We start from the raw sequence: 12165 nt of genomic DNA on the forward strand, positions 1-12165 counted from the left end.
CTTTTGCATTGGCACTTGCATTTGCGGGCAACGATTTGGTGAACTTTATCGGAGTACCTATCGCCGCGTACCAATCGTATGAGGCATGGTCCGTATCAGGAATCGCTGCAACGGAATTCAGCATGTCTATTCTTGCTACCAAGGTACCCACCCCGACCTTGCTTCTGTTTCTTTCTGGAATGGTCATGGTCGCCACCCTATGGTTTTCGAAAAAGGCACGTCATGTTGCCGATACTGAAATAAACCTATCAAGGGAAGGGGAATCCAAGGAGCGATTTCAGCCGAATGTCCTATCTCGGGGTATTGTCCGATTAACCGTCTTGATTTCCCAAATCTCATTACTTTTTCCTAAATCGATAAGAAAAAAAGTGGATGCCCGTTTTGAAAAGCCCGTCATCCATCTTTCAAAAGAAAAGACCTATACAATGCCTGCATTTGATATGGTACGTGCCGCAGTGAATCTGATGGTCGCTGGGATTCTTATTTCGATCGCGACCTCATACAAACTTCCTTTGTCTACAACCTATGTCACTTTTATGGTGGCCATGGGTACTTCATTGGCAGATCGGGCTTGGGGAGCCGAAAGTGCTGTTTATCGCGTTGCAGGGGTATTGAATGTCATTGGGGGTTGGTTCGGTACAGCCATCATCGCCTTTGTTGCATCAGGTGCCATTTTAACGATCATAAGTTTTGGTAAAGGAGTTGCCCTTGCTATCTTGTTGTTCACGGCACTTCTTTTATTGATTAAAAGTTATATTTCCTACAACAAAAAATCGAAGGAAATCGAGGCCGAAGATAGCTTACGCAAGGCCCAGAGCAGCTCTATTCAAGGGGTTATAGAAGAAAGCACCCACAATATTGCGAAAGTGATCAAACGTACCAATAAAATCTACACCAACTCGATCAACGGCCTTGCAAGACAGGATCTTGATCAATTGAAGAAGAGTAGAAAACAAGTCTCAAAATTATCGAAGGAAATAGATGAGCTCAGGGATAATCTTTTCTACTTTATTAAAAACCTGGATGAAACCGGTATTGGGGCCAGCAACTTTTATATCACTATTTTAGGGTATTTGACCGATATTACCCAATCGCTGGATTATATCGCCAAAATATGCCATAAACACGTCAACAATAATCATAGCAAACTCAAATACAATCAAATAAAAGAGTTGAAACAAATCGATCAGCAATTGGAGGCGTTGTTCAATAACACAAAAGAAGCCTTTGATAACAGTTCTTTTGAGGAGATAGGCAATCTTCTTCAGAATAAGCAAAACCTATTCAATATGGTCACTGATAAAATACAAAAACAAGTAGCACGAACCCGGACCGAAGAATCCAGTCCAAAGAATACCACCTTATACTTTTCACTTTTATTGGAAACCAAAGACCTTTTAAAAAGTACGATGAACCTTATGGAATCTTATTATCAAGAACATGATAGTAGTATACAGCCTGCAAGAATAGAGGAATAAGTCCATTTAACCACAAGGAAATTAACTATCTTAGGGAGAAATACCAAAATATATGAAAGGGTTTTTCTTCGCAATGATCATGACGGCTGGCGCCCTTCCATTAATGGCCCAAGAACTATCCTCTGCTCAATTATTGGACAAAGCCATCGCCTACCATGACCCCAATCAACTCTGGGATGTATTTCAGGGAAAACTTTTTATCACTTTGCAATATCCTGATGGCAAGGAGCGGCTAAGTGAGGTTGAAATTGACCTCCCTAAGGAATATTTTAAATTTACTACCCAGCAAGATGATGGTATTGTCGAATATGTTCTAGAAAAGGAAGAATGCACCCTAATGTTGAACGGAGATACCTCCTTTTCAGATGAGGAACAAAAGACCTACCGTTTAAATTGCGAACAAGCCCTAAAGATGAAGGATTATTATACGTATCTCTATGGTCTTCCCATGAAATTAAAAGATCCAGGCACCCAACTGGATCCTGTGGTACAAACCAAAAACCTAAAGGGCAAAAATTATTTAGTGCTTAAAGTCACCTATGCCGAAAGTATTGGCGACGACATTTGGTATTTCTACTTTGACCCTATTACCTATGCCATGGAAGTCTATCAGTTCTTTCATGACGAATCAAAAAATGACGGGGAGTATATTCTACTTAGTGACATTGAAAACGTGGCCAGTATCAAAATGCCCAAAATCAGGACCTGGTATTATAATAGCGACAATCAACTCCTAGGAACCGATATTTTGACCAAAGCTGAACCACTGCAATAAATCTGGTAGCCTTTGTTAATATTAATCTATAGGGACACGAAGGCTATTCAAAATCCCATTCCGATTTATGCAAAGACCTACGTCAAGATGGTCTTTAGAATATGTAAGATATTACTTTGTACGATTTTATTTTGACTGATTTAGGTCATTGTGGGCCAATGGTTTAGGGTTTACTTTTAAAATACTGAATGGTGACATCCAAATAGTGGATTATCCGATTCGTTAATCTTAAAATCATAAATCATGAAAAAGTTCATTGTTGGTTTATTAGTCCTAGGCCTAACCAGCCCATTACTTGCACAGGTTCCAAAAGTTGAAGAGTTATCCGAAGTGGTGGTTACCGCTGTCAATTACAAATACCTGAATGCAATTGATTCCAAAGAGGCAGCGATACCCGTACAAATGCTTGAACGAAAAGTAGCAGCCTTTAACCTAGAGGATTCTGAATTTTATCAAGATGATAGCGATTTTTACTATGTCTCATTCTTTATCCCTGAAGGAAAGATAGTAGCTGCCTATAATCCAGATGGTGAGATTCTTAGAACCATTGAAAGATTTGAGGATATTAAACTGCCTACTGCAGTTAGAAATGCCGTAGCAGATAGATTTCCCAATTGGACCATCGTAAATGATGTTTATAGGGTTACCTATAACCAAAATAAAGGGGCCAATAAAAGCTATAAGATCAAACTTAAAAATGGGGATAAGGTCATGCGGGTTAAAATTGACGATACTGGTGAATTTCTATAGTATATGTTATAGAAGACCGGCGTTACATCAAAGAGCCCTGTTTCATATGAAACAGGGCTCTTCTTAATTTCGTTACCTATAGAAATTCATTTCATCCATATAGCGCCATACTTCGTATGGCAACAAGGGTTTGATGTTCTTTCCCTTTTTATGATTTTCCCTAATAAAGGTCGATGAAATCTCCATTATCGGTGCATTAACGTGCTGTATTCTTGGGTGATCCTTAAATTGATGATCTACCTTCCCAACAGAGATCCTTGGGTATACGTATAAGGAATAATTCTCCAGAATAACCTCATAATTCTTCCACTTGTGAAAACTTTTGAGGTTATCCTCTCCCATAATCAAAGCGAATTCATGGTCCACACCATACAATTCCTCTAAATGAACCAAGGTATTGATCGTATAATTGGGCTGGGGCAGACCAAACTCTATTTTGCTGGGTTTCAATTTGGGATACTCCTTGGTAGCCTCAAATACCATTTGGTAACGATGATGATCGTCGAGCATTGTTTTTTTGGTCTTGAACGGACTCATTGGGGTAATGACGAACCATATCTCATCTAGGTCGGAGAACTCCACCATATGGTTGGCAATCACCAAATGGCCAATATGAATAGGGTTGAAAGTGCCAAAATAAAGCCCAACCTTTTTCATGATCAGTCTTTCTTTTCATCTACCGAAGCACCTACAAAGTCCGCCACCAAATGGTGTGCTTCCTTCAGTGCAGTATCCAAGTCATAGTTCTTTATAATCTTGTCGAACTGTGGGGCCGTAGCCAATTCAACCGATGCTTTCGCAATACGCATATTGATCTTATTATCGCTCTCGGTACTCCGCTTCTTCAATCGTATCTTCAGTTCATCAACACTTGGGGGCTTCACGAATACGGCCAATGTCTCTTTTGGGTATTTCTTTTTTATGCGTAGCCCACCAACCACATCAATATCAAAAATGACGTTCTTACCTTGGGCCCATAATCGTTCTACCTCACTTTTTAAAGTGCCATAAAAATTGTCGCGATACACCTCTTCCCATTCTAGGAAATCATCATTTTTTATATGTTTCTTGAATTCGGAGACATTCATAAAATAATAATGTTCCCCTTGCTTCTCTTTACCCCGCCTTAGTCTTGAGGTGGCCGAAACGGAAAAAGCCAGGTTCAACTCTGGTTGTTCCAAAAGATAACGCACAATGGTGGTCTTGCCACTACCCGAAGGTGCCGAGAATATAATCAATTTTCCTCCTTCCATAAATTATAAGACATTAAGCATTTGTTCCTTTATTTTTTCAAGCTCATCCTTCATTTGCACGACCAATTGTTGCATTGGGGCATAGTTGGCCTTTGATCCTATGGTATTGATCTCCCTTCCTATTTCCTGACTTATAAAGCCCAATTTTTTACCATTGCTGTCCTCAGATTTCAACGTCTTTGAAAAGTAGTCCAAATGATTGGCCAAGCGCACTTTTTCCTCGGTAATATCGTACTTTTCCAAATAGTAGATCAGTTCTTGCTCAAACCTGTTTTCATCAACATCAGACTTGAGGTCGGCAATGGCCTTTTCAAGGCGCTCACGAATCGTCGCCTGCCTTTCCGGATCAATTTGGACAACCTGATCCAATAAGGATTCCATGTTCTTGATGCGCTGTTCAAAATCCTTTTCGAGCACAATACCTTCTTCTAAACGGAAGGTGTTTATCTCTATCAAGGCCTGTTTTAAAACCTCCAGTATGGTCTTATATTCTTCTTCATCAATATCTTCCCGTTCGGTCTTCAGGGCATCGGGTAAATTCAACGCCATTTCCAATAACTTAAAATCATCCCCTTGGGCGATGGATGCCAGTTGTTTCATATACTGGCGTACCACCACTTCGTTGACCTGGGTCGATGTTTCATCACCTGTATTTTCGATATAGAGTCCAAAATCTATCTTGCCCCTAACCAAGGAAGTAGCGATCAATTTTCGAAGTTCGAGCTCCTTTTCCCGATAGGCATTGGGCATTCTGGCATTTAAGTCAAGACTTTTGCTATTGAGGGATTTTAGTTCAATAGTTACCTTCTTAGCAGGAAGTTGTATAACATGTTTCCCAAATCCGGTCATGGATTGAATCATAAGTCAAATTAATTTTGTGCAAAGGTAAGCAATTGTAGATAGTAATATAGGTTGAAAAGGGTTCCTTAAACCTATCCTAAACCCTAAATAACCCTAGGTTAATGCATAATGTTTAATAGGTACGATGTTCAAACCCCCAAAATCCTTTTCAACATTGTCTTGTCAATTTCGGCTCCGGCAAAATCATCAAATGTTTTTTCGGTCGCTTCTATGATATGGTCTTTGATGAACTTGGCACCTTCCCTTGCCCCTTGTTCTGGACTTTTAATGCAGCACTCCCATTCCATCACGGCCCAGACATCGCAGCCATATTGGGTAAGCTTTGAGAATATGCTCTTAAAATCTATTTGTCCGTCGCCCAAAGAGCGATATCTACCGGCACGATCCCCCCAATCATTATAACCACCAAATGCCCCTTTTTTGCCAGTAGGGTTGAATTCTGAATCCTTTACATGAAACGATCTGATAAACTCATGATAATGGTCTATATAGGCAATATAATCCAATTGTTGCAGCACAAAATGACTGGGATCATAAAGGATATTCACTCTTTTATGGTTCCCGGTGGCCTTAAGAAAACGTTCAAAAGTATCCCCATCATGCAAATCCTCACCCGGATGTATTTCATAACAGACATCAACACCTTCCTTATCAAAATGATCTAAAATGGGCATCCACCTTTTTGCGAGTTCCTTAAATCCCATCTCAACCAAACCAGCAGGCCGTTGGGGCCATGGGTGCATGGTATGCCATAATAGGGATCCCGAAAAGGTCGCATGGGCCTTGAGCCCCAACCTACGACTTGCGGTTCCTGCCTTTTTCATGACATCAACCGCCCATTCGGTCCTCGCCTTGGGATTGTTCTTAACGCTATCTGGTGCAAAACCATCGAACATCAGATCATACGCCGGATTTACGGCCACCAACTGACCCTGTAAATGGGTAGCCAGTTCGGTAATCTCCAACCCATAGGAATTGACCGTGCCCTTGAGCTCGTCACAATAGGTTTGGCTTTCGGATGCCTTGTCCAAATCAATCAGGAAACCTTCCCAAGTTGGTATTTGTATTCCCTTATATCCTAAATCGGCAGCCCACTGGCACATACCTTTCAGGGAATTGAAAGGCGCTTTACTATCTACAAACTGTGCTAAAAATACGGCTGGTCCCTTTATTGTCTTCATTTTATGATAATTGATAATGTTATTGAATCCAATGAATTTTAAATAGGAATTGTTTTAAGAATTAGCCCTATATTTAATCTTCATTATTCCTTGTAAGGAATACATTTCCATACCTTATAAAGATAGCAAATACAACATTATTAAAATAGTAAATCCTTTTAAAGAAAGGCCAAACCAACTAGCTTGTGACCCAATTGCGACATTTGAAATGAAAACCGTTCAAAACACTAAATCAATCGCTTTTTCGTTTAATAGCTAGATCGGAACGAATTCTACCTTTAAGGATCAAAATAAATAGAATTGTAATATGGATAACGCATCAGCCCGTAATATGTGGGGGGATTATTTAGACCACCACTTAGAGGATGCCTTCGCCGAGGCACCAAAAACAATTCATTTTTGTGATAACGAAAAAGATGCCAACGAATGTGCGGCCTTGATAAAAAAAGGAATCAAACGCGCTACCTCCCATTCTCTTTTGAGCTTGCAATGCCGTAATAAACCCTTGCCGAAAATCGGTGATTTTACCGTTGTGACCGATTGGGGGGGAACGGCACAATGCATCGTAAGGACCACGGCTGTAAAATTTAAGCCTTATTTCAGTATAGACGAAGGTTATGCAGAACTGGAAGGTGAAGGAGACAAGAGTCTAGCCCACTGGAAAAAAGTGCATTGGGACCTTTATGAACGTGAACTTGCACCTTATAACAAGGTCCCGAAAGACAGTATGATCATTGTCTGTGAAGAATTCGAAAAGGTTTACGATCGTAAAAAATAAAATATAAAAACGCCCTGGCAATACTGTCAGGGCGTTTTTCCGTACCTCAATTTTAGGTATCATTCCAGATTCACCCAAACATTCCCTTTTTTATGGGATTCAACTGTTGCTTCAATAAAATTCATGCCCCTTACGCCATCTAGCATAGTAGGAAATTCCCCTTCGTTATAGATTTGCCCTCTGATCGCCCTGGCCGCACCTTTATATATATTGGCCATGGCATCGAATATACCCTCTGGGTGGCCTGCTGGTAATTTAGTGCCGTCTAAGGAGAGTACCGAATTATAGGCATGGCCAGGCTTATAGACCTGAGTAGGTTCGGTATCGCTCAACATGTACAGAAAATTGGGGTTTTCCTGCTCCCATTTAAAAGCAGCCTTATCGCCGTAAATGGCAATTGTCAATCCATTCTCTTCGCCTGTGGCGACTTGACTGGCCCGAATTACACCTTTTACATATTCCCCCATGCGAACCAATACCGTACCGTCAATATCCATGGTGTTCTCTTTGTATAGGTAGTTGAAATCACTTAAAATAGACTCAACTTTCAATCCTGTAGTATATTCTAGCATATTAAAGGCATGCACACCGATATCGCCCATACAAGAGCTTATTCCTGCTTTTTCAGGGTCTAGCCGCCAAACCGCAGTCCGCTTCGCTTCGTGATGTATGACCGTATTGACCCAACCTTGATAATAGGCCGCATCCACCTTATGTATTTTACCCAAAGCCCCGGCCTTTATCATTTCGCGCATTTGACGTACCATGGGATACCCCGTGTAGGTATGGGTCAATGCGAATACTGTCCCAGCCTCTTTATGTGCTTCTTGTAAAGCTTTGGCCTCTTGCAATGAAGTGGTCATCGGTTTTTCACAAATGACATGAAAACCATTCTCAAGCAATTTTAAGGCCATTGGAAAATGAAGGAAATTTGGCGTCAACACGGCACATACCTCAATTCGCTCGCTTTCGGGCAATTGCATTTCTTCGTTCACAAAGATGTCAAAATCGCGATAAACACGGTTCAAGGGCATATCGATTTCCTGGGCGAAGCCCATATTGTTTTCAAAATCAGGCGTGAAAACCGCGGCGACAATTTCATAGTTATCATTGATTTGGGATGCCACACGATGTAAGATTCCGATTAAGGAATCACCCCCACCCCCTACAATTCCGAGTCTAAGTTTTTTTGGCATGAATCATTTAATTTAAGGATATACGAATAATGGATGCTCCATTTCTATAAAAATACAGCGCTTTGCGATTAATCGCCACTTTTTTGAGAAAAAGTACAAAGAAAATGAATATAATGTTTAGAGCGCATAGGCCATTGCACTCTACGGATCTTTTGTATAAAACACATTCAATTTATGGACTACAATGGCGTCATCCCAAGCGGTCCATATCAAGAATACCAGGAACATCAACACTAACCATTGAACCAAGTCCCCGTTTTTCATTTCTTTTGGGTGCTAACGCTTGTAAAAAGCATAATCCATGTTGATAGGCACCAAGCCATTGTCACGAAAATCCATCGCAATCTGGGCCCTGTGGTGGGTAGAATGGTTTATGATCTGAAAGAGCATTTCCTGGATCGTATTGGTGAATAACCTTCCTTCTGTATTCTCGTAATCGATCCGTTTTTCAAAATCATTCGCATTGGTGACAATATCGAAAGAAGTTCGCTGATTTTCATAATGCATATCCGCCCAATCGGCAATAGGATGCACCTGCCAAAACTCAAACTCACTCGATTTGGAAAGGATTCGTGAGTTCCATAAATGATGCCCATTGAGAATGTGGCTAAAAAGCACACTGCTCTTTTCTGATACCGTGTTCAACTTGTTGCATTCTTCAATCAATTTTTTATTGCAATAAAAGTTGTAATCAAACAAATGATTAAAAAATACCTTCATAAAAATATGTATTATTTGACCTTTTTGGCCGCATTTAACAACAAATCACGTGTTGCGATAATTCCTTCTTCCTCACTCAGGACATTGCCTTCATATTCTACTCCGATAAAACTGGAATAACCCGCATCTTTTACAATTTGGAGCATTCTGGCATAATCTATCTCGGTCTCGTTACCATCTTCATCAAAATCATGTGATTTTGCACTGACCGCCTTTGCATGTTCCATTAATTCCTTCACCCCCATATATTTGTCATATGCCTCCGCACACCCGGTTTCGGAACGCACAATACAGAAGTTGCCGAAATCTGGCAAAGTTCCACAATTATCCATATTCACTTTGGTCATTACCTCGGCCAGCATCGCCCCATTCGATGACAATCCTCCATGGTTCTCTACAATAACGTTGATATTCTTGTCCTTTGCATAAGTCGCCAATTGTGAAAGACCGTCAATCGAATTTGCCATCCATTCTTCAGGTTCTTCACTCCCTGCCAGGTTCACCCTGATTGAATGACATCCCATTTTGGCAGCCGCATCCACCCATTTGAAATGCCGTTCTACAGCGGCCTTTCTTTCAGCAGCATCGCTTACGGCCAAATTACCTTGGCGGTCGATCATGATCAACACATTTCGCATACCGTGCTTTTTAGCTTCGGCATTCGATTTTTCGACAAAGGCATTCATGGCTTCCGCTGAATATTCATTGTTCTCAAGATCCGGGGGATATAATTGACTAACATATTCCAATCCCGTAAAACCCCAGCCCTTGGCTTTTTCCGCAAAGGTATACGGGTCAACACTATCATTGCGTATCATATTATGAATGGACCATTGGGCCAAAGACAGCTCAAAAAATGGCTCCATCGTCTCAGCCTTCATTTGGGCAGATTCCATATTCTGAGAATCCTCCTTCTTCACCTCCTTACATGATATATCCATGAAAATTGATACTATAAGGATAAGTAAGGCACCTGTCCGGAAAATATGTGATTTTTTCATCATCTTGATTAAAGGTGGGCGGTTTGTTTATCTTTTGCCTAAAACTACGGATATTAAATGTAGAAAATATATTTAATATTAATACTTTTAGAGGGCAAACAATTTTATGTACTAACCCTGTTTTAACGGGAAGATAACCCGAATTATCAGAAAACAGCGGCTTGGAATGAAAAGCCCGATCCTTAAAAATAACACGGATGAAAAGAAGAAGCTTTATTCAAAAGACCACCCTTACGAGCAGTGCCATCATGATGGGAGGAAATCTGGCGTTCGGCAAAAGAGCCAACACCAATGTTGTACATAACTTCAATTTAAAATATGCCCCACATTTAGGCATGTTCAAACACCATGCCGGCGAAGATCCAATCGATCAAATCAACTTTATGGCCGATCAAGGTTTCACTGCCTTTGAGGACAATGGTATGATGAATCGCGATGTGTCACTACAAACCAAGATGGGGGAGACACTGGAAAAACGCAACATGACCATGGGCGTATTCGTAATCGATAAAGGTGGCAATATGGCCAATACCCTGGCTGCGGGCAAGAAGGAATATATTGATATTTTTTTAGATGGCTGTAAAAAAGCAGTCGAAGTGGCCAAACGGGTCAATGCAAAATGGATGACCGTTGTCCCTGGTGGTTTCGAAAGAAACCTTCCCATAGGCATTCAGAATGCAAACGTTATCGAAGCCTTACGCAGGGGTGCCGACATTCTTGAACCCCACGGGTTGGTCATGGTACTTGAGCCGCTCTCCGATTCGCCAGACTTACACTTACGCACATCGGAACAGACTTATTTGATTTGCAAAGGCGTTAATAGCCCATCGTGTAAAATTTTGTACGACATCTATCATATGCAGAAGAACGAAGGGCACTTGATCCACAATATGGACCTGACCTGGGATGAAATCGGGTATATTCAAATTGGTGACAACCCAGGACGCAATGAGCCCACAACCGGTGAAATCAACTACCAAAACGTATTTAAATGGATCTATGATAAAGGATTCGACGGTATCCTGGGCATGGAACACGGAAATTCAAGACCGGATAAAGCCGGGGAACAAGCCGTAATTGATGCCTACCGAAAAGTAGATGCGTTTTTATAGGTTACTTTAAGGTAATCTCTAAAATCGTATCAACCTCATCCATTTTGTTTTTTTGAAGTTCCAAAAGAAGGCCATAGTCATCCAAACGATATTTTACTTTGCTTTTGTCGGTAAAGAAAACGACGGATTCTACTTTATCCTTAAAGGGTTGAACCAACAATACATCCTTATCCCAATCCAGGATATGGAGGTACAATTTTTTGCCTTTTTGGGTAGAAACGCCCCAATCCTCAGCGGCCACGATGCCTTTACGGGTGCCATAAATAGTTTCCCCATGCTTGTCCATCCAATCACCCATTGCCATTAAGGAGGCTTTATGTTCGGGTTGTATTTCCCCATTCGGCATGGGGCCGACATTCAATAAGAGGTTCGCATTTCGGCCTGCAGCCTTTACCATCAACTGCACCAGTTCCTTGGGCGATTTATGATTCTGATCCATCAGGTTAAACCCCCAGGAGCCATTAATGGTCAAACACATTTCCAATGGTAGTTCACTAATGTGGGAACCCTGCCAACCCGTGGTGTTCTCACCTGGAAGATCTTGTTCGAACATTTGAAAATCCTCGCCGGGATATGGTGTTACATGATGGTTGCTGCCTATTAATGCCCCGGGTTGTAAATTATGTATCAGTTGATAGGTCTTTCCTTGTTGCCAATCGGCATCTTTTTTATCCCACATCCCATCGAACCATATGCCCCCAACAGGACCATAATCTGTAAGCAATTCGGTCAATTGGGCATTCATATAATCGAGATAGTCCTCCCAGTTTCCCGATTCATCCCTTCCGGTAAATTCCTGACCGGTTCTTCCCCTAGGATAATAATCGGGATGGTGCCAATCTAACTGCGAATAATAAAAGAAGAGTTTAATATTTTGCTTGCGGCATTCCTCAGCCAACATTTTAATCACATCCTTCCCATAAGGTGTTCTATCAACGATGTTATAGTCAGATATCTTTGAATCGTACATGGCGAATCCGTCATGGTGCTTGCTGGTAATGGTAATATATTTCATGCCCGCATCCTTGACCATTCGAACCCATTCGGCCGCATCGAAATT

13 protein-coding genes and 1 pseudogene are annotated in these 12165 nt (G+C 41.2%); 5 read left to right on the plus strand and 9 right to left on the minus strand.

Annotated elements, in window-relative coordinates:
* From WBM98_RS16305 to WBM98_RS16315, 3 genes and pseudogenes are all read left to right on the plus strand, one after another.
* Window positions 1-1478 (plus strand): annotated as a pseudogene (locus tag WBM98_RS16305) (inorganic phosphate transporter); the annotation flags it as partial.
* A 52-nt stretch (window positions 1479-1530) separates the two neighbouring features.
* Window positions 1531-2253, plus strand: coding sequence for a DUF6503 family protein (locus tag WBM98_RS16310; protein WP_424367082.1), 723 nt, complete (start codon window positions 1531-1533; stop codon window positions 2251-2253).
* 243 nt (window positions 2254-2496) lie between these two features.
* Window positions 2497-3003: a nicotinate-nucleotide adenylyltransferase gene (locus tag WBM98_RS16315; RefSeq protein ID WP_424367083.1), complete on the plus strand. Its 507-nt coding sequence runs from the start codon at window positions 2497-2499 to the stop codon at window positions 3001-3003.
* A 72-nt stretch (window positions 3004-3075) separates the two neighbouring features.
* Here the strand turns inward: WBM98_RS16315 and nadD are convergent, their stop codons facing one another.
* The 4 genes from nadD to WBM98_RS16335 all read right to left on the minus strand — a co-directional run bounded on the left by nadD (window position 3076) and on the right by WBM98_RS16335 (window position 6298).
* Window positions 3076-3660, minus strand: a complete 585-nt coding sequence (nadD, locus tag WBM98_RS16320; protein ID WP_424367084.1) for a nicotinate (nicotinamide) nucleotide adenylyltransferase — start codon at window positions 3658-3660, stop codon at window positions 3076-3078.
* A gap of 2 nt (window positions 3661-3662) precedes the next feature.
* The gene (gmk, locus tag WBM98_RS16325; RefSeq protein ID WP_424367085.1) at window positions 3663-4256 is read right to left on the minus strand and encodes a guanylate kinase; all 594 of its coding nucleotides are present in this window, start codon (window positions 4254-4256) and stop codon (window positions 3663-3665) included.
* 3 nt (window positions 4257-4259) lie between these two features.
* Window positions 4260-5117: a YicC/YloC family endoribonuclease gene (locus tag WBM98_RS16330; RefSeq protein WP_424367086.1), complete on the minus strand. Its 858-nt coding sequence runs from the start codon at window positions 5115-5117 to the stop codon at window positions 4260-4262.
* A 128-nt stretch (window positions 5118-5245) separates the two neighbouring features.
* Window positions 5246-6298 (minus strand): sugar phosphate isomerase/epimerase family protein, encoded by a 1053-nt coding sequence (locus WBM98_RS16335; protein ID WP_424367087.1) that lies wholly within the window; start codon window positions 6296-6298, stop codon window positions 5246-5248.
* A 307-nt stretch (window positions 6299-6605) separates the two neighbouring features.
* Here WBM98_RS16335 and WBM98_RS16340 point away from each other — a divergent pair, with 307 nt between their 5' ends.
* Window positions 6606-7076 carry an ASCH domain-containing protein gene (locus tag WBM98_RS16340; protein ID WP_424367088.1) on the plus strand — a complete coding sequence of 157 codons (471 nt, stop codon included), beginning with the start codon at window positions 6606-6608 and terminating at the stop codon, window positions 7074-7076.
* A 59-nt stretch (window positions 7077-7135) separates the two neighbouring features.
* On the opposite strand, the gene WBM98_RS16345 is transcribed toward WBM98_RS16340, so the two are convergent.
* The 4 genes from WBM98_RS16345 to WBM98_RS16360 all read right to left on the minus strand — a co-directional run bounded on the left by WBM98_RS16345 (window position 7136) and on the right by WBM98_RS16360 (window position 9993).
* Window positions 7136-8272: a Gfo/Idh/MocA family protein gene (locus tag WBM98_RS16345; RefSeq protein ID WP_424367089.1), complete on the minus strand. Its 1137-nt coding sequence runs from the start codon at window positions 8270-8272 to the stop codon at window positions 7136-7138.
* Window positions 8273-8413: 141 nt separating this feature from the next.
* Entirely contained in the window at window positions 8414-8536 is a 123-nt protein-coding gene (locus WBM98_RS16350) for a hypothetical protein (RefSeq protein ID WP_424367090.1), read from the minus strand.
* 12 nt (window positions 8537-8548) lie between these two features.
* Entirely contained in the window at window positions 8549-8992 is a 444-nt protein-coding gene (locus WBM98_RS16355; protein WP_424367091.1) for a DinB family protein, read from the minus strand.
* Between the two features lie 11 nt (window positions 8993-9003).
* The gene (locus WBM98_RS16360) at window positions 9004-9993 is read right to left on the minus strand and encodes a sugar phosphate isomerase/epimerase family protein (RefSeq protein WP_424367092.1); all 990 of its coding nucleotides are present in this window, start codon (window positions 9991-9993) and stop codon (window positions 9004-9006) included.
* A gap of 197 nt (window positions 9994-10190) precedes the next feature.
* Here WBM98_RS16360 and WBM98_RS16365 point away from each other — a divergent pair, with 197 nt between their 5' ends.
* Window positions 10191-11105, plus strand: coding sequence for a hydroxypyruvate isomerase family protein (locus WBM98_RS16365; RefSeq protein WP_424367093.1), 915 nt, complete (start codon window positions 10191-10193; stop codon window positions 11103-11105).
* Window position 11106: 1 nt separating this feature from the next.
* Here the strand turns inward: WBM98_RS16365 and WBM98_RS16370 are convergent.
* Window positions 11107-12165 (minus strand): alpha-L-fucosidase (locus tag WBM98_RS16370; protein ID WP_424367094.1); only part of this gene is annotated, 1059 nt, incomplete at its 5' end.

Origin of the sequence: Maribacter sp. (genome assembly GCF_049667165.1) — a bacterium.
Classification (GTDB): Bacteria; Bacteroidota; Bacteroidia; order Flavobacteriales; family Flavobacteriaceae; genus Maribacter_A.

Bases quoted from the DNA above. Each gene is read 5' to 3' on its own strand.
- WBM98_RS16310 (WP_424367082.1), top strand. From the start codon at position 1,531: ATGAAAGGGTTTTTCTTCGCAATGATCATGACGGCTGGCGCCCTTCCA.
- WBM98_RS16315 (WP_424367083.1), top strand. From the start codon at position 2,497: ATGAAAAAGTTCATTGTTGGTTTATTAGTCCTAGGCCTAACCAGCCCA.
- nadD (WP_424367084.1), bottom strand. From the start codon at position 3,660: ATGAAAAAGGTTGGGCTTTATTTTGGCACTTTCAACCCTATTCATATT.
- gmk (WP_424367085.1), bottom strand. From the start codon at position 4,256: ATGGAAGGAGGAAAATTGATTATATTCTCGGCACCTTCGGGTAGTGGC.
- WBM98_RS16330 (WP_424367086.1), bottom strand. From the start codon at position 5,117: ATGATTCAATCCATGACCGGATTTGGGAAACATGTTATACAACTTCCT.
- WBM98_RS16335 (WP_424367087.1), bottom strand. From the start codon at position 6,298: ATGAAGACAATAAAGGGACCAGCCGTATTTTTAGCACAGTTTGTAGAT.
- WBM98_RS16340 (WP_424367088.1), top strand. From the start codon at position 6,606: ATGGATAACGCATCAGCCCGTAATATGTGGGGGGATTATTTAGACCAC.
- WBM98_RS16345 (WP_424367089.1), bottom strand. From the start codon at position 8,272: ATGCCAAAAAAACTTAGACTCGGAATTGTAGGGGGTGGGGGTGATTCC.
- WBM98_RS16350 (WP_424367090.1), bottom strand. From the start codon at position 8,536: ATGAAAAACGGGGACTTGGTTCAATGGTTAGTGTTGATGTTCCTGGTA.
- WBM98_RS16355 (WP_424367091.1), bottom strand. From the start codon at position 8,992: ATGAAGGTATTTTTTAATCATTTGTTTGATTACAACTTTTATTGCAAT.
- WBM98_RS16360 (WP_424367092.1), bottom strand. From the start codon at position 9,993: ATGAAAAAATCACATATTTTCCGGACAGGTGCCTTACTTATCCTTATA.
- WBM98_RS16365 (WP_424367093.1), top strand. From the start codon at position 10,191: ATGAAAAGAAGAAGCTTTATTCAAAAGACCACCCTTACGAGCAGTGCC.